This window comes from Planococcus sp. BI3 (assembly GCF_056680115.1).
Window position 1 is genome coordinate 2,588,354 of the sequence record NZ_CM155266.1, and the last position, 17,636, is coordinate 2,605,989.

The 17,636-nt window shown below is 48.7% G+C and carries 13 protein-coding genes and 1 tRNA gene; 4 read left to right on the forward strand and 10 right to left on the reverse strand.

Annotated elements, in window-relative coordinates:
* Window positions 1–15: 15 nt before the first annotated feature.
* Window positions 16–1,407 carry a tRNA lysidine(34) synthetase TilS gene (gene tilS / locus AC1MEO_RS13110; protein ID WP_480331067.1) on the reverse strand — a complete coding sequence of 464 codons (1,392 nt, stop codon included), beginning with the start codon at window positions 1,405–1,407 and terminating at the stop codon, window positions 16–18.
* Window positions 1,408–1,535: 128 nt separating this feature from the next.
* Between tilS and AC1MEO_RS13115 the strand changes: the two genes are divergently transcribed.
* Window positions 1,536–1,609, forward strand: a tRNA-Met gene (locus AC1MEO_RS13115).
* A 191-nt stretch (window positions 1,610–1,800) separates the two neighbouring features.
* Here the strand turns inward: AC1MEO_RS13115 and AC1MEO_RS13120 are convergent.
* Window positions 1,801–2,223 carry a S1 domain-containing RNA-binding protein gene (locus AC1MEO_RS13120; protein WP_223643244.1) on the reverse strand — a complete coding sequence of 141 codons (423 nt, stop codon included), beginning with the start codon at window positions 2,221–2,223 and terminating at the stop codon, window positions 1,801–1,803.
* A 116-nt stretch (window positions 2,224–2,339) separates the two neighbouring features.
* Window positions 2,340–2,762: an FtsB family cell division protein gene (locus AC1MEO_RS13125; protein ID WP_480331069.1), complete on the reverse strand. Its 423-nt coding sequence runs from the start codon at window positions 2,760–2,762 to the stop codon at window positions 2,340–2,342.
* 280 nt (window positions 2,763–3,042) lie between these two features.
* Between AC1MEO_RS13125 and AC1MEO_RS13130 the strand changes: the two genes are divergently transcribed.
* Genes AC1MEO_RS13130 through argF form a run of 3 tightly spaced genes read left to right on the forward strand, consistent with a single transcriptional unit; the run spans window position 3,043 to window position 8,154 of the window.
* Window positions 3,043–4,113: a carbamoyl phosphate synthase small subunit gene (locus tag AC1MEO_RS13130; protein ID WP_480331071.1), complete on the forward strand. Its 1,071-nt coding sequence runs from the start codon at window positions 3,043–3,045 to the stop codon at window positions 4,111–4,113.
* Window positions 4,106–7,204: a carbamoyl phosphate synthase large subunit gene (locus AC1MEO_RS13135; RefSeq protein ID WP_480331073.1), complete on the forward strand. Its 3,099-nt coding sequence runs from the start codon at window positions 4,106–4,108 to the stop codon at window positions 7,202–7,204. Before AC1MEO_RS13130 ends, AC1MEO_RS13135 begins: the two co-directional genes overlap by 8 nt.
* A complete protein-coding gene (gene argF / locus AC1MEO_RS13140; protein WP_480331075.1) occupies window positions 7,201–8,154 on the forward strand; it encodes an ornithine carbamoyltransferase in 954 nt (317 codons plus the stop codon). The genes AC1MEO_RS13135 and argF overlap by 4 nt, the downstream gene beginning before the upstream one ends.
* A 72-nt stretch (window positions 8,155–8,226) precedes the next feature.
* On the opposite strand, the gene AC1MEO_RS13145 is transcribed toward argF, so the two are convergent.
* The 7 genes from AC1MEO_RS13145 to AC1MEO_RS13175 all read right to left on the reverse strand — a co-directional run bounded on the left by AC1MEO_RS13145 (window position 8,227) and on the right by AC1MEO_RS13175 (window position 17,622).
* Window positions 8,227–8,517 carry an RNA-binding S4 domain-containing protein gene (locus AC1MEO_RS13145; RefSeq protein WP_480331077.1) on the reverse strand — a complete coding sequence of 97 codons (291 nt, stop codon included), beginning with the start codon at window positions 8,515–8,517 and terminating at the stop codon, window positions 8,227–8,229.
* 2 nt (window positions 8,518–8,519) lie between these two features.
* Window positions 8,520–9,983: a bifunctional methyltransferase/pyrophosphohydrolase YabN gene (gene yabN / locus AC1MEO_RS13150; protein WP_480331079.1), complete on the reverse strand. Its 1,464-nt coding sequence runs from the start codon at window positions 9,981–9,983 to the stop codon at window positions 8,520–8,522.
* Window positions 9,980–11,584 carry a putative polysaccharide biosynthesis protein gene (locus AC1MEO_RS13155; protein WP_480331081.1) on the reverse strand — a complete coding sequence of 535 codons (1,605 nt, stop codon included), beginning with the start codon at window positions 11,582–11,584 and terminating at the stop codon, window positions 9,980–9,982. The genes yabN and AC1MEO_RS13155 overlap by 4 nt, the downstream gene beginning before the upstream one ends.
* Before the next feature lie 39 nt (window positions 11,585–11,623).
* Window positions 11,624–15,157 carry a transcription-repair coupling factor gene (gene mfd / locus AC1MEO_RS13160; RefSeq protein WP_480331083.1) on the reverse strand — a complete coding sequence of 1,178 codons (3,534 nt, stop codon included), beginning with the start codon at window positions 15,155–15,157 and terminating at the stop codon, window positions 11,624–11,626.
* A gap of 69 nt (window positions 15,158–15,226) precedes the next feature.
* The gene (gene pth, locus AC1MEO_RS13165) at window positions 15,227–15,790 is read right to left on the reverse strand and encodes an aminoacyl-tRNA hydrolase (RefSeq protein WP_480331085.1); all 564 of its coding nucleotides are present in this window, start codon (window positions 15,788–15,790) and stop codon (window positions 15,227–15,229) included.
* A 105-nt stretch (window positions 15,791–15,895) separates the two neighbouring features.
* The gene (locus tag AC1MEO_RS13170) at window positions 15,896–16,543 is read right to left on the reverse strand and encodes a 50S ribosomal protein L25/general stress protein Ctc (RefSeq protein WP_480331086.1); all 648 of its coding nucleotides are present in this window, start codon (window positions 16,541–16,543) and stop codon (window positions 15,896–15,898) included.
* Window positions 16,544–16,659: 116 nt separating this feature from the next.
* Entirely contained in the window at window positions 16,660–17,622 is a 963-nt protein-coding gene (locus tag AC1MEO_RS13175; RefSeq protein ID WP_006830759.1) for a ribose-phosphate diphosphokinase, read from the reverse strand.
* Window positions 17,623–17,636: the final 14 nt, after the last annotated feature.

Genomic DNA, 17,636 nt, shown 5'->3' on the forward strand with positions numbered 1-17,636 from the left:
TCCTTGTTTTACACTCTATAAAAATTGTTCAATTAGTACCCAATTGTCTCCGTCGCGTTTTTGTCGGCTGACATTAGCGGATGGGCGTATGCCTGGCACTAATAAAAGTTCGTTTTTGTCAGTAGTGATGACAGGCCAACTTTCTCTCATAGGCACAGGGATTTTTTCATCAATCATCAAGCGCGCCAATTTCTTTGGACGATCCATTCCAGCAAGCTGAATCCGGTCACCCGGTTTTCTGCTCCTTATAAATAGTTTCGAATCTTCCGTGGCGTGAAAATGCCAAACCACCGCATCCTCATTTTCTCCCAATTCGGTGAAAGGCATCGCTTTGTAACGGCAGCCACAGTAAACCGGGGTCCAGTCAGCTGTAATGATGACGGATGCTGGCACAGCTGCTTGCATTAGTGGCTGGCGATTGAGAAAAACCGTGTCGTATTGGCGGGTCGCTACATAATTTTGCGGCAAATGTAAAAAAACAGTGCCCGACGAACTTTGCATCATTTCCTGCATTTGCTCGACCAGCTGTCTTGTTACGGGAACTTGCCTCGGATTATATAGATAGTTTAATAGTAGTAGAACCATTCTTTTTTGTAAAGCATACGCCTCAAGTCTGAAACTTTTGGCAGACAAAACAATTCCTTCTTCTTTCATTTGGATCAGCTGTCTCAATTTCTCTTCAGCCAAATCCTGCAGGAATTGCTGATCCTGCTGCATATCTTCCGCCAGCTCCACAAAATTCCGGGAGACATTGCTGTTTTCTTCTTTAAGAAGCGGCAAAACCTGTTGACGGAGCCGGTTTCGTGTATAAGCCGGTTCTGCGTTGCTGGAATCTTCCCGGTGGGGAATCCCGTGCGCCTCAGCATATGCCACAATCTGCTCCTTGTCCACCGCCAATTGGGGCCGGATCAATAAGCCAGCACCGAACGGCCGGCTGACTGGAATTCCGAATGAACCATCCTGAAGGCTGCCTCTCAACCCTGACATAAGGATGGTTTCTAGTTGATCGTCGGCATGGTGGGCGGTGGCAAATTTAGCTGCACCTGTCTTGTCCATCATTTCGAGAAAGTATGCATAGCGTTCCGAGCGGCACAGCTGCTGCTTATTGCCGCCCTTTTCTTGCCATATTTCAGGAATTGGAATTGCCCGGCTAAAGCATTCCACCCCCCATTCATCAGCTACCGTTTCCATAAATAGCCGGTCCTGCCGGGATTCTTCGCCTCGCAGCATATGGTCTACATGGACTGCTGCAACTGAAATGCCGAGTTCATCCTTCAGCGAATTCAAGAAATAGAGCAGCACCATGGAATCGATGCCCCCTGAACAGCCAACCAATACCCGGTCTCCCGCTTGGAGCAACTCCTGCTTGCGGATATGCTTCATCATCAACCCTTGAAAGCTTTTCATTTTTTCACCTCACTTGCCTATGTCTTCCTTCCAAACCTGTTCATAAGGAGAAATTAAAAATTATTTTTCAAATGGCAATTGACAGAAGCGCCTTTCAATAGTATGCTGTTAAATGTTCGTTTAAACAAGGCGGCGTAGCTCAGCTGGCTAGAGCGTACGGTTCATACCCGTGAGGTCGGGGGTTCGATCCCCTCTGCCGCCATTATTCTTAAACTGAAAATCTCGATCTAAAAGCAGCGTCCTTCATTGGACGCTGCTTTTTTTGTCTGACTGGAAATGCCTGCCAAACCGGCAGAAGGTGATAAAAAAAACGCTTCCCAAGTGAGAAGCGTTTCAATATAGATTTCCAGCTGTGTTGAAGCATTTCCCTATACTATTAAAACAGCTAGCAAGTTAGCCTCTTTTTGCTCCTCTGCCGCCGCGCTTCGATTCAGTAGCGCGTTTTAAGGTCGTCATGTTTTCTTCGCTGTCTTTCAAGAACTTCGCCATTTTCGTTTCAAAGTTCTCTTTTGGAGCGCGATCAAACGAACGGTTGCTGCTTGGGCGTGGGCGTTGCGGTCGTTCTGTGCCGCCGGGTGGTTGTGGTTTCGCTTTACGAATGGAAAGGCCGATTTTACCGTCTGCTTCTACATTCATAACTTTAACTTCTACCATTTCGCCAACTTTAAGATGATCGTTGATATCTTTGACATAGTTGTCGGCGACTTCACTTATATGCACGAGGCCTGTTGCACCAGTTGGAAGCTGAACAAATGCTCCAAAGTTTGTAATACCTGTGACTTTACCTTCTAACTTGCTGCCTACTTCAATCGACATAAAAAAAATGCTCCTCCTTAAAAATTAAGATGACTCCAAAATTCAGGGCCATGCTGTCATTTTGCGGGACTTATCCCACTTTTTATTATAACCATCAAAAAAAGAGTGTCAACCGACTACTCTTCTTCTGATGAATTTTCTTCATCTTTTTTTTCATCATGTGGTGTGGTGAAAATAATTTCCCCTTCTTCTGAAAGGAAGTAATCTTTGCGCGCTAATTTTGCTAAATACTCTTCATCATTCAATAACAGGATTTGCTCTTCCAGCTGGCTTTGCTGCTTTTCAACTTCTTCAAGTTTCAGCAACGCCTCTTCACGAAGCTCTTCTTTTCCAGCAATTGTCTGCGTCTGAGCATAGATGGTGGAACCAACCCAAATGGTGGCCATTAAAACCAGCACGCCAAACACCGTCAATCTTCTTAACAACCGGACTCGATGCGCTTTTTTGCGCTCGCCTTCCACTTCAACCGAACGGACATAGTCATTGCGAATTGAGGTGACTTCACGCTTTTCCGCCTTGTTGTCTCTCTTCAAACTCATGACCCGCTCCCCTTCCATACTAACTTTGTCATTATTATACATGAAAACCCTTACTATTATAAGCTTTTTGAATATTTTTCCCTATTTTCACTCCATTTCTTTAAACACCCATTATAAGAATCTTCCCTTTATTAATAAAAATACTATTGACTTAATTTTTATACAGTCATATAATACTAATCATTATCTTTTATCTAATGTTTCCGAGGTTTCTTCAAATTAAATGTAAGTGTGGACTTATAAATATACAAAATTAATGAATAAAATTGGAGTGAAGAAAATGACAGGTTTATTGACTTTATCAAATGGAAAAGCGTTTAAAGGCCAGTGGCACGGCAAGGCTTCCGCCATTCAAGGGGAAATCGTCTTTTTCACGGGCATGACCGGCTATGAAGAAGTTTTGACGGATCCTTCCTATAAAGGCCAGATTATCGTGTTCTCTTATCCACTGATCGGCCAATACGGAATCCAGTCCCTTTATGCACAATCCGATCACATCCAAACTGCTGGCATTATTGTTGCTGGGCTCTACGACGGCCCCCTCGGAAAAGATGCAATTTCACTTGCTGAGTTTGCTGACAGCCACAACATTCCCATTTTGAGCGGTGTGGATACACGCTCAATCATTCAGAACGTCCGGGAATCCGGCACCATGCAGTCGCAGCTGATCCACACTTCCCTGCCGGAATTGGCCTGGGAACCCGTGCAAACCTATTTCTTCCCAGCCACCACAAGCGCTGAAGAAATTCAGACCTTTGGATCCGGCTCTACCCACATCGGCTTGATCGACTTCCATTACAAATCTTCCATCTTAAAAGAATTGCTCAAACTCGATTGCCGAGTCAGCATCGTCCCTTATGCAACACCCACAGAAAAGCTCGATTCACTGGGGCTGGATGGCCTTCTTTTCTCAAACGGTCCGGGAGACCCGGCAGCTCTTCAGCATTTATTTCCTATATACCGCAATTGGGCTGAACGCTATCCGAGTTTCGGCATCTGCCTTGGCCATCAAGTACTGGCTTCAGCTTTTGGCGCAAAAACCACAAAGCTTGCATACGGCCATCGCGGCGCTAATCATCCTGTGATGAACTTGCGGACGAAACGGGTCAGCATGAGTTCACAAAACCACAGTTATGTGGTCGATAGCGCCAGTTTACAGGATACACCTTTTTCCGTACTTTACGAAAACGTCAACGACGGCAGCATCGAAGGGCTGGTCCACACCTCCTTACCCTTAACCACGGTCCAGTTCCATCCGGAAGCAGCACCAGGCCCAGCAGATCACCTTGAGTTGTTCCATCAATTCCTGGCAACGGCCAAGCAGAAAGAGAGAGTGAAAACACATGCCTAAGCAGGAGCAAATAAAAAAAGTACTGGTTATCGGTTCGGGAGCCATCGTCATCGGACAAGCGGCAGAATTCGATTATTCCGGCACCCAGGCATGTCTGGCTTTAAAAGAAGAAGGCATCCATGTAGTCCTGATCAACAATAATCCCGCAACCATCATGACTGATAAATCTGTTTCTGATCAAGTGTATTTTGAGCCGTTGACCTTGGAAAGCGCTGCTGCCATCATCGAAAAAGAACGTCCGGATGGTTTGCTGGCTACCGTTGGCGGACAAACCGGCCTGAACCTTGCGATGGCTTTATCCGATTCCGGCATCTTAACGCAATACGGCGTCACGCTGCTCGGTACGGATATGAAAGCCATTAAACAGGCTGAAGACCGCGAGCAATTCCGCTCCTTGATGAATGAACTGAGCGAACCGGTTCCGGACAGCGACATCATTTATTCGGTTGAAGGAGCTTTAGAGTTTGCCGCTTCTGCCGGCTATCCCCTTATCGTACGCCCTGCCTATACGCTCGGCGGCTTTGGCGGCGGCATTGCCGAAGATGAAGAAACCTATATTAAACTGGTAAAGCAAGGATTAAGCGCCAGCCCGATCAAGCAATGCCTGGTGGAAATCAGCATTGCCGGCTATAAGGAAATTGAATACGAAGTGATGCGCGATGCAGATGGAACCTGCATTACCATCTGCAATATGGAAAACCTGGATCCTGTCGGCGTACATACCGGCGACTCGATTGTTGTGGCACCCAGCCAGACCTTGAATGATAAAGATTTCCATATGCTGCGCAGCTCTTCTATCCACATCATTGAAGCGCTTGGCATTATCGGCGCCTGTAATGTCCAGTTCGCGCTGCATCCTGAAACGTCAGAGTATTACTTGATTGAAGTTAATCCACGCGTCAGCCGTTCTTCGGCACTTGCTTCAAAAGCGACCGGTTACCCAATTGCCAAGATTGCTGCCAAGTTAGCAATCGGCTATAGATTGGCCGAATTGAAAAATCCGGTCACCGGCACTACATTTGCCAGCTTTGAACCGGCATTGGATTATGTGGCTGTTAAAATTCCGCGTTGGCCATTCGATCAATTCCCGCAGGCAGAGCGCAAACTGGGCACACAGATGAAAGCGACCGGCGAAGTCATGGCCATTGAACGGCGCATGGAAGCAGCGCTGCAAAAAGCAATCCGTTCACTTGAATTGCCGATTGATGGCTTCCGTCTGAAGGCACTGTCAGGTTTCTCCACAGAAAGCTTATGCCAATTGGCGATTGAAGCCGATGACCGCCGGCTGTTTGTTCTTTTTGAACTGCTGATCCGCGGCAAAAGCATTGAATTTCTGCACGGCATTACGGGCATCACCCCTTATTTCTTATTTGTGATGGCCAATATCGTCACTGAATGGCAGCAGCTTCAGCAACTGGATTGGAATAGCATGAACCGCTCCCGTTTGCTGCAGGCCAAGACGCTCGGCTTCAGCGATCAGCAATTGGCTGATCTTTGGAATGTCACTTGTCCCGAGATTTGGGGACAACGCCGCATCTGGCAAGTGACGCCTGCTTATCGCATGATCGATACATGTGCCGCAGAATTCCGCTCGGATACGAATTATTTTTATTCCACGTGGCAGGGCTCTTCCGATGTCATTCGTTCTCACCACAAGAAAAAAGTAGCGGTGGTGGGATCGGGACCGATTCGGATCGGCCAGGGCATCGAGTTCGATTATTGCTGTGTCCACAGTGTCATGGCAGCCCAAAAGCTTGGCTATGAAGCGATCATGATCAACAACAATCCGGAAACGGTCAGCACCGATTATGAAGTGGCGGACGCGTTGTATTTTGAACCGATGACGCCGGAAGATATTCTCAATGTTTTGGATTTTGAAGGCATCAACCAAGTCATTCTCCAGTTCGGTGGACAAACTTCACTGAATGTTGCAGCTGCGCTTCAAGAAGCGGGCATTACGGTTCTTGGGTCGACAGTGGACCTGTTGGACCAAATGGAAGACCGCGACCGTTTTTATGCCTTCCTGGAATCGATCGGCTTGCCGACCATTCCCGGCAAAACAGCGAGTGAGCCATCCGCTGTCATTCCGGCAGCCCGCCTGCTCGGCTTTCCGGTGCTCCTTCGTCCTTCTTATGTTATCGGCGGACGCGGCATGATCGTGCTGCACAATGAAACCGAACTGAGCGACTGGCTGCAGCAGACAACAATGGCGTTTCCTATACTGGTCGATCATTTTGTCACCGGCAAGGAAGTCGAGGCCGATATCTTGACCGACGGTGAAAATGTCTGGGTCTCCGCCATTTTCGAGCATGTCGAAGGAACCGGTGTCCATTCGGGCGACAGCATCTCCATCACGCCGCCGGTTTCCTTATCGGAACAGGCTCTGCAGGAGCTTTCAAAAACAGCGAAACATATCGCCAGAAACATGGACTATACCGGCTTGTTCAATATCCAGTTCGTTTATGAAGGCGATCAATTATTCGTCATGGAAATCAACCCGCGGGCGTCACGGACAGCACCGATCAGCTCGAAAGTGACGGATGTGCCGCTTGTGCAGCACGCCACGGCTTTATTGCTGGGAGTGCCTTTCGAAGAACTCCACATTGAAGAAACTTATAATGGACAGCCGGAATATACAGTTAAAGCACCGGTTTTCTCTCATATAAAATTACCTGGACTGTCCCCTGTCCTGTCTCCTGAAATGATGTCGACAGGCGAAGTGATCGGCTCTAGCCCTGATCTTACTACTGCATTGGCAAAAGCTCTCAGCGGCGCCTCTGTCCAATTGGCAGAGCTGGCTTCCGGCGGCACCTTGTTCGTCGCGGAAGGGTCAATCGGCCACGTGGACAGCGCTTCATGGGACGCATGCGGTTTCAGCATTGTTACTGAGTCCATTATTCCATTTGAGGAATGGCTGAAAACAGATGATAAAAAAGCCTATATCGACTTTGCCCCTGACCCGGAAAGCACCAACGCGAAGCAAGCGGCGATTCACCGTCTCCATGTCTGGACACGCCCTGAAACAGCAGCTGCTTTCAACAGAGCCTATTCATCCATTACCACATTAGCGAAAGGAGTGCTTGCAAAATGACACTGACGATCCCGTTTGCTCCATCGATTATCCAAGAGGACTTCTTGTCCCTGAAAGATTACAGCACAGACGAAATCATGGATTTGCTGAATTTGGCGATAGAACTGAAAAAACCTGAAAATAAATACCTGCCCCTGTTAAAAGGCAAAGTACTGGGCATGATTTTTGAAAAATCATCTACCCGCACCCGTGTTTCATTTGAAGCGGGAATGCTCCAGCTTGGCGGCAATGCCATGTTCCTGAGCTCCCAGGACACCCAGATCGGACGAGGAGAAACCATTCCGGATACCGCGCGTGTGTTGTCAGGTTACCTGGACGGGCTGATGATCCGTACTTTCCATCAATCTGTTGTCCAGGAACTGGCAGACTTCAGTTCCATTCCCGTCATCAACGGATTGACCGATGATTACCATCCGTGCCAGGTGCTGGCGGATCTGATGACCATCCTCGAGCATTTCGGCACACTCAAAGGCAAGAAAATGGCGTATATCGGAGACGGCAACAATATGGCCAATTCTTTGATGATCGGTGCCGCTAAAGTCGGCATGGACATCAGCGTCGCCTCTCCTGCCGCCTATGCACCCACTGCAGAAATGGTGGCCTTGGCAAAAGACATCGCACATTATACCGGATCGACCATCGAGATCACCGAAAGCCCGGAACAAGCGGTTGCCGGAAGCGATATCATCTATACGGATGTCTGGGCGAGTATGGGCCAGGAACAGGAAAGCATTGAACGCCTGAAGCATTTCCAGGGCTTCCAAGTGAACGAAGAGCTCGTCAAGCATGCCAATGAAGATTATATCTTCATGCACTGCCTGCCTGCCCACCGTGAAGAGGAAGTGACAACCGGCATTTTGGAAGGATCGCATTCGGTGATTTTCCAGGAAGCTGAAAACCGTCTGCACGCACAAAAAGCGGTACTCGTTGCACTCATGGGCGACAAATAGACAACACTAAAAAATGCCTTAAGGAATCCATGGATTCCTTAAGGCGTTTTTGTTTTTTACTTGTTTGGCCAATCAGGCTTCGTCATCAATAAATTCAGGTTCGACCTTGTCCAGCTTTTCTTCTTTCAGGATGGTGTACATATTGGCCGCTTCTTCTTTTTTCGCGACTTCTTTCAGCCCATCGATGCGTACGGTGACGACTTTTTGGCCGAAACGGATCTGCAGCTCATCATTCACTTTGATGACTGAGCTGGCTTTCGCTTTATTGCCGTTTACGGTGATGCGGCCTTGGTCAGCCACTTGCTTCGCCAATGTACGGCGTTTGATCAAGCGGGATACTTTCAAAAATTTATCGAGTCGCATAGTCAGTCTTCCTTTCTTGCCAATAGTTTGGCTTGGTTCCAGAATCTATCCAGCTGCTCCAGCGTATAGTCACTGAAGTTTCCGGTTCCTTCTTTCACCTGTTGTTCCACGTAGCTGAAACGTCTTTGGAATTTGCGGTTTGCCTGCATCATCGCTTCTTCCGGAGACAGCTCGAAAAAGCGGGCAAGATTCACCAAGGTGAACAAAAGATCGCCGAGTTCATCCAACTGGCGGGCTTTGGAACCTTTCGCCGCTTCCTCTTGGAACTCCTGCAATTCTTCGTGGAATTTATCCCATGCACCGGCAGCATCCGGCCAGCTGAATCCGACTTTCGCCGCTTCTTTCTGGTAATTGAACGAAGTGGTAAGCGAAGAGCTGAAACGCTCCTGGCCTTCCAATAAAGACTCGGCTGCCGGTTTTTCCTGGGCTTTGATTTCCTGCCAATTGGCGACAACCTGTTCGGCATCCTCAGCCGATGCGTCGCCGAAAACATGCGGATGGCGGCGGATCATTTTGGCGCTGATGGCTTCGAGCACATCCTCCAACTGGAAATAGCCGTTGTCCTGCCCGATTTGGGCGTGCAGGAACACCTGCAGCAAAACATCCCCCAATTCGTCCGCAATCGCCTCATCGTCGCCTTCCTGAATCGCCTGAAGCAGCTCGTGCGCTTCCTCGATCAAAAACGGGCTCAGTGACTCATGTGTCTGCTCGCGGTCCCACGGGCAGCCTTCAGGGCCTCTCAGCTTCGCGATGATGCTGCGGAAGGTCTGCCATTCCTTCAATCGCTGCGTTTGTTCCGCTGCCGGCGGCACATAGACGGTCGTCAAGTTGTTGACTTCTGCCGAGCGGTCCAATTCATGGAGCGGCACGGTGCGCAGCACTTCATCTGCAGAACCGGCAGCCGTCACGATGGTCACCGGATAATCGTCCGGGTATTTTTCCATCAGCGTCAATTTGACTTCCGAGGCGCTGAAGCTGTCATAGACTTGGGCAATCAGCAGGTGCTGCGTCATGTTCACTTGGTCGCTGGTCATTTCCGTGCCGTCCATCAATTGAAAGCCTTCGATTGGATCGATGCGAAGCGCACCGAACAGCGAATCCAGGAAGCTATGCCCACCTTCAATGGCCAATTGGCAACGCCCCTGCTGTTCAGCAGCGATCAAGTTTTGCACGGTCTGCTCGGCGACCAAAGGATGGCCTGGCACAGCATAAATCACAGATGCCTGCTTCGATAAATCAATCAGGGTCTCCGCAATTTCCTCGTAGACCGGGCTGAAGGCGCCGTGCTTTTCATAAACCGAGTCAAAGCTCTTAAACGTTACGCCTTCTTGCGCCAGCTCGGTCAATACCGGATGGTCTTCGGTCCGTACATATAAATTTTCTGCAGCTTTCAGCTTTTTGTAGACGCCCAGCGGCAGTTGGTCTAAATCTCCGGCACCCAGGCCGATTATGTGAATGGTGTTCATCGCTTTTCACCTTTTTTCTTTGAATTTATTGCTAATTGCAGTCCTGCCAGCTTGCGGCCGAACGGAATGATGTACCATTCCTTTTCCGTGATGATGCGGCTTCTTGCGATCAGCGCCATAAATACCGCAGCGCCGAGTGGAATCGCTGTCGCTATGGTCAATGCAGCACCCAGACGGCTGGGTAGGCCGTCGAACAGATAGCCATCAGCCACTATCGACCAGCCCAGCACCACTGCCGACATGGCTGCCGATGCGCCGAACAGCCAGGCGTAATAGGAAAACGGCGCCAACTGCAGCGGCCAGACTTTTTTGAAATAGAACACCAACCCGATTACAATCAGCGCCAGGCCGATATTTCCAGCAAGCGCCGCTCCCGCCACTCCCCATACGGGCAGCAGCAGCCAATTGCTGACAACTTTTACCGCTAAGCCCGATGCCAGCAATAAAGCCGGAACCCTCACCTTGCCGAGCCCATGCAGCATCGCGGTCATGATCAACAGCAGCGACATCCAGACGATCTGCCAGCTGAAGATAATTAATGCACCAGATTGTTCGCGCGTCTGGAACAAGGTTTCATTGACATAGGGCATGACGAAAGTCAGACCAACTGCAGCAGCGAACGCAAACAGGACCGACACACGGAAAGCCAAGCTGGCATACATTTCGGCTGGCCTGCCGCTATGGTTTTTAGAGGTTCGCGCCACCAAGGGAACGATTGCCAAAGTCAGTGACGTGGCGATCAAAATCCCGAATTGCACAAGTGGCTGGCCGCGGTCGTAGATGCCTTTTTGCTCCATGGCTGCAATACGCGAGAGGCCGCTTTCTTCAAGCAGACGGAACACGGTAAACGAATCCACCAGCTGAAACAGCAGCAGGATCAACGAACTCATGCTGACACTCAAACTGACAGCGGTCATTTCTTTGATGACGGGCCAGGTTTGCATTTGTGAAGGCTGTTTCAGGAAATCCCAATGCCTGCGGAAATAGGTCAGCAGCAGAACTACCGCTCCCAGCCCGCCGGCAACTGCACCAAACATTGCCATCTGCCCAGCGGCGTACAAGGACAAACCGCTCGAGACGACAATCCAGGTCCCGATCAAAATAACCGATACGCGCAGCCCCTGCTCCATCACCTGTGCATAGGCAACCGGCGCCATGTCATTGCGCGACTGGAAGTAGCCTTTTAGAACAGCGAGCGGCGCCATCAGCAAGACTGAAAATGCACCGACTTTCAGCAAGCGATCCAATTGCCGATCGCCCATCCAGCCCGCCAGCAACTCTGCACCGAAAAACAGCAGCACGAATACCGCAATGGAGACAGTTGCCACGTATATGAACGCAATGCGCAGAATGGCTCCATGCGCCTGTCTGTCCGCATCCGCCAGCAATTTGGAGACCGCTACCGCAAACCCGTAGGAAGTCCAAATGCCGAAAATCGCGACAAACGGATACACCTGCTGGTAAATATAGAAGCCCTGGTCTCCGACAAGGTTCTGGAAAGGCACCCGGTAGACTGCACTCAATAGCTTGACGATAAACCCTGCAATCGTCAGCAGGACTGCGCCTTTCATAAATGATTTCATTGTGCCTTCATTGTTCACCGGATCCACTCATCTCTTACTTATAGTAACTAGTCCAACTCAACTAACCGGTTTTGCTTCACGAAGCGATTCCGGCAAGAGTTTTATCATGCCTTCCAACACATCAAACGGATGCAGTTTCTTGGTTTTATTTTCATCGATGGTCATGACCAGCTGCTGGCCGGACATGCTGAATCCGACGGCGCGGCCGTAAGCGGAAGATTCTTCTACCACTTTGCCGCCATTAATGCTGGCTGTGCCTTTTTCGCTCAGTTTGACGGTGACGACTTTGCCATGTTGCTTGATCGATTCAACACCTACCTGGCGTGCCCATACTTTCATGCGGGCAATGCGCAGCAATAGGTCAGCTTCATTCGGCATATCGCCAAAACGATCGATCAATTCATCCTGCAGCTCGGTCATTTCCTCTTCCGTATCGATGCCTTTGACGCGTTTGTACATTTGAATCTTTTGGTAGCCGTCGCTGATGTAGGAATCCGGAATATACGCATCCACATCGAGTGAAATTTCGATTTCCGGTATCACTTCTTTTTTGACTCCGGACTGGCGCTCGTCGATGGCCTCCTGCAGCATCTGTGAATACAGATCAAAACCGACGGAGTCGATAAATCCGTGCTGCTGTGAACCAAGCAGATTGCCTGCCCCGCGGATCGTCAAATCGCGCATGGCGATTTTAAAGCCGGATCCAAGTTCCGTGAATTCCTTGATGGCCATCAAGCGTTTTTCTGCGACGTCGGTCAGCACTTTGTCGCGCTGGTACATGAAATAGGCATAGGCCACGCGGCTCGAACGCCCGACGCGTCCACGCAATTGATAAAGCTGCGATAAGCCCATACGATCTGCATTATAGACGATCAAGGTATTGACGTTCGGAATATCGATACCGGTTTCAATGATGGTCGTCGTCACCAGGACATCGTAATCGCCGTCAAGGAAACTTAGAATCACCGATTCCAGTTCGGTTTCATTCATTTGGCCATGCGCATAGCCAACGCGCGCTTCCGGCACCAAGGCTTGAATTTCTTCCACTTTCCGCGTCATATCATCCACACGGTTATACAAATAAAACACTTGCCCGCCGCGCGCCATTTCGCGTTCGATGGCTTCGCGTACGAGCGAACCGTTATGCTCCATCACATAGCTTTGCACCGGGAAACGGTTGGCCGGCGGTGTTTCGATGACGGACAGGTCGCGCACGCCGATCATCGACATGTGAAGCGTACGCGGAATCGGCGTCGCCGTCAGCGTCAGAACATCCACGTTAGTCTTCATTTGTTTGATTTTCTCTTTATGGGTCACTCCAAAGCGCTGTTCTTCATCGATGATCAATAAGCCAAGGTCTTTGTACTGCATATCTTTCGATAAAATACGGTGCGTGCCGACAACTACGTCAACCGAGCCGTTCTTCAGGCCTTTGACGGTTTCAGTCTGTTGCTTTTTCGAGCGGAAACGGCTCATCAAGCCAACCGTAATCGGGTAATCCTTGAAGCGTTCGCTCATCGTTTCAAAATGCTGTTGCGCCAATATCGTCGTCGGTACAAGGAATGCCACTTGCTTGCCGTCCAATACCGCTTTGAATGCAGCACGGATCGCCACTTCTGTCTTGCCATAGCCGACATCGCCGCAGATCAGGCGGTCCATCGGCCGTTCGTTTTCCATGTCCCGCTTGACTTCATTGATCGAGCGCAGCTGGTCGACGGTTTCTTCATACGGGAATTCCGCTTCAAATTGGCGCTGCATGTCCTGCTCTTCAGAGAATGCAAAACCTCTCAACGCTTCCCGTTCTGCATAGAGCTTGATAAGGTCATCCGCAATGTCCTGTACTGCGGCGGACACTTTCGTACGGGTCTTCTTCCACTCCGTACCACCCATCTTATGCAGCTTGGGTTCTTTTTCTTCAGATGCAATGTATTTTTGGATCAAGTCGATTTTGTCGACCGGCACGAATAATTTATCATCTGCTTTATAGACAATATGGAGATAGTCTTTATGGACGCCCCCACTTTCCAGTGTTTCGATGCCTACAAAACGGCCGATGCCGTGATGGATGTGCACGATGTAATCGCCCGGTTTGATTTCGGAGTAGCTTTTGATGCGCTCTGCATTCGTCAGTTTTTGCGCACGCGTCTTCTTTTTCGGCTGCTGCTTGAACAATTCCGAATCCGTAATGACGGCCAAACGCTGAAGCGGCATTTCAAATCCTGTCGCCAGTTCCCCATCAACCAAATAGATTTTGCCGCCTTGGAGTTCTGTCGAAGGCACGGCGATTTCCGCTTCCATGTCATAATCCGCAAGAACAGCCCGCACTTTTTCCAGGCGGTCATCCCCTTGTGCCACGATGAAGACCTGGAACTTCCCTAAGGTCCAACGTTCCGTCTCCGCTTTCAACAGATGCATTTGCCCGTGAAAGGATTGCATCGGCTTGCACGAAAAGGCGATGGACTTTTTGACTGAAACCATCGGGAATGTCCGGACGAATAAAGACAGGAACGTCACTTTCTGCTCGAGTTTCGTCATCATTTCACGGAAAGTATAAGTTAACGGAACATCATGAAGAAACTTTCCTTCCTCCAGCAGCGAGACGATCCAGTCGCCTTCTTCACGCTCCAGCGTATCCGTCATTTCCTGGATCCGGCCCAGTTCATCAAAAAAGACCAATCCATTTCCCGGGAAATAATCGCCTAAAGATGCTGATTGAGTTTCGGCCAATGACGCATATTTCGATACCTGTTCCGGTGTTTCGCCTTGTTTCAATAAATCGATGTCATGCTGGATATGCTGGAGCATCAAAGCTTTCGTATCGTCAGTTTTTATTTTCTTCAAGCTGACTGCAAGTTTGGCCTCCAGCTTTCCTGCCAGACCGACGCGCTGGTCTTTCGACAGCACCAACTCACTCGCAGGAAGGATACACAACGATTTGACTTTCTCGAGTGAACGCTGGTCTTCCGCCGAAAACGACCGCAGCGAGTCTACTTCCGTATCGAACAATTCGATGCGCACCGGATGTTCCAGATTCAGCGGGTAAATATCCAAAATTCCTCCACGAAGTGCAAACTCACCCGGAGTGGTCACCATTGGCGTTCGGGAATAGCCCATTGCCACCAATTTCAACAGCCACTCGTCTGTATCGAGTTCTTCGCCTTCGGCAATACGCAACGTCGCATAGTCCCATTGTTCTTTCGTCGGCAGGAACTTGCGCATCCCCGCCACTGGTGTGATATAAATCCCTTTGCCGACACTCTTCATATGGTCTAGTGTATCGATGCGGTGAGCCCGCAGTTCCGGACCTGAAAAAGACACTTCTGCAGCGATCAACTCTTCCGCTGGGTAAAGGTGGACGTGCTGTTCGCCGACCAGACGCACCAAATCATCATATACACGCTGAGCATGCAATAGATTTGGCGTGACAATCAATAAAGGCGTTTCTGTTTCAGACCAGATTGTTTGATAGAAAATCGGTCTGGCGCTTCCTGACAAACCGGAAATCAATTGATGGTCCTGCCCTTTGTTCAAATCGGCTATAAAGTTTTGTGTATGGGTATCCTCCGAAAAAGTCTTTAAAATATGGTTCATCCAACTTCCTCCTTTCAAAAACATACAGGAAACAGAAAAAAGCTCTGAACGCCAAATGCGTCAAAGCGGTTATGCTCCATTAAATTGATTCATCACTTCTACATACGGTTTTGACAACCAGTTTTCACAGGCAGCCGCACTCTTTTTGATGGCGTCTTCCACGTAAGGGTTCTCTTCTTTAGAGAATCGCTGCAATACGTAATCCGGCACCTTCATGCCTGCAGGCGGACGGTTGATGCCGATGCGCAGCCGGTTGAATTCCTGGGTGCCTAAATGCTGGATCAATGACTTAATGCCATTATGGCCACCGGCACTGCCTTTTTGGCGCAGGCGCAATTGCCCGGTCGGCAAATCCAGATCATCGTAAATCACAATGATGTCTTCCAGATTGACATCATAATAATCCATCAGCGCACTGACACTCTCGCCAGACAAATTCATATAAGTCAGCGGCTTAAGCAGCATCACTTTGCCTTCAGGGCGATGGCTGACAGAATACATGCCTTTGAATTTGGACTGTGTCAACGGCGCGTTCCATTGAGATGCTAAATAATCCACCACTTTAAAGCCGATATTGTGGCGTGTATCTTCATATGCTTTGCCTGGATTTCCCAGGCCAATAATCAGTTTCATACCCATCTTCCTTTGCTTTTTCACTGCCTTCTATTTTACCATAATCGTTCTTGAAACAAAAAAATAGGGACTGTCTCTCGACAGCCCCTTATTTCCTGTTCGTATTTATGCTTCTTTTTTGTCTTCAGAATCTTCGCTGCCAACCACTTCTGGTTCTGCATCTTCTTCAACTACAGTTTCAAGCTCGTCCAATTCTTCCTGTGTACGAGGAGCTGTTGCAGAAACAAGAATAAAGTCATCTTCATCCAAAATTTCGTAAGAGACAGTTCCACGGATATCGCCAACTGTGATTGTTTCGCCAATCTCCAATTTAGTGGTATCTACTTCCAAAGCATCCGGGATATCAGAAGGTTTTACGCGAACATTTACTTCACGGTTTGGCTGTGTGATAAAGCCGCCTTCTTTTTCGCCTACTGATTCGCCAGTCAAGTGAACAGTTACAGCCACTTCTAGCTCATCAGACATGTTGATCGCTAAAAAGTCGACATGCTTAAAGCTGCCTTTTAAAGCGTCTTTTTGATAATCGCTCAAGACAACGTTTGTGCTTTTGCCATCAATTTCAAGGCTGATTACGCCGTTACGTCCAGATTCACGCAAAGTTTTGATCAATTCGATTTCAGATACAGTTACCGGTGTCGTTTCAGTTTTAAAGCCGTAAACTACGCCTGGTACAAGTCCTTTCGAACGAAGTTCAGTCAAAGCAGAATTCTTATTGCTGCTTTCTCTTTTTTGTGCGGTCATTTTTACAGTCATTACTTTCAGCCTCCAGTTATATTAAAAAGTACATAATTCTCGATAGGTACATAAACAGTATATACCCTTTTCTTATATTAATGAAACCTAGAGCAAATTGAAAGGTATTTTAATGATCAATCAAAAAGCGTGCTGACGGATTTTTGCTCGTGAACACGTACAATTGTCTCGGCCAGCAAACGCGCCACTGACAACTGCTTGATCTTAGGAGATTTCTTTTCTTCAGGCAATGCAATCGAGTTGGTGATGATCAATTCCTTGATAACCGAGTCATTGATGCGTTGCACAGCAGGGCCGGACAAGACAGGGTGGGTACAGCATGCATAAACTTCTTTCGCTCCGCTTTCAATTAAGGCACTGGCAGCGATTGAAATTGTTCCCGCCGTATCAATGATGTCATCGATGATGATGGCAGTTTTGCCTTCCACATTCCCAACAATGTTCATGACTTCCGCAACATTCGGACGCGGGCGGCGTTTGTCGATGATTGCGATCGGCGCTTTCAGGCGATCCGCCATTTTACGCGCACGTGTTACACCGCCGTGATCCGGCGAAACGATAATGACATTTTCCAGGTCAATGCCGCTTTCATTCAGGAAGTAATCGGAAAGCAACGGTACAGCCACCAAGTGGTCAATCAAAATATCAAAGAACCCTTGGATTTGAGGAGCATGCAAATCAAGAACAATCACGCGTGTGGCTCCTGCAGTCTCCAATAAGTTCGCTACTAATTTCGCTGTAATCGGTTCACGTGAACGGGCTTTACGGTCTTGGCGCGCATAACCATAGTAAGGAATCACGACATTAACCGTACGGGCAGAAGCTCGTTTAACAGCATCAATCATGATCAACAGCTCCATCAGATTCTCGTTGACAGGCTGAGAAGTTGATTGCACGATAAATACATCATAGCCGCGAATGCTTTCTTCAATATTAATCTGGATTTCGCCATCACTGAAATGTGTAACCGAACTTTTCCCAAGTGGAATGCCTGCGTGTTCTGAAATTTCTTCAGCCAACTCCTGGTTCGAATTCAATGAAAAGATTTTCAATTTCGAGTTTGCATTTTGATAGCCCATTAGGTGTGAACCCT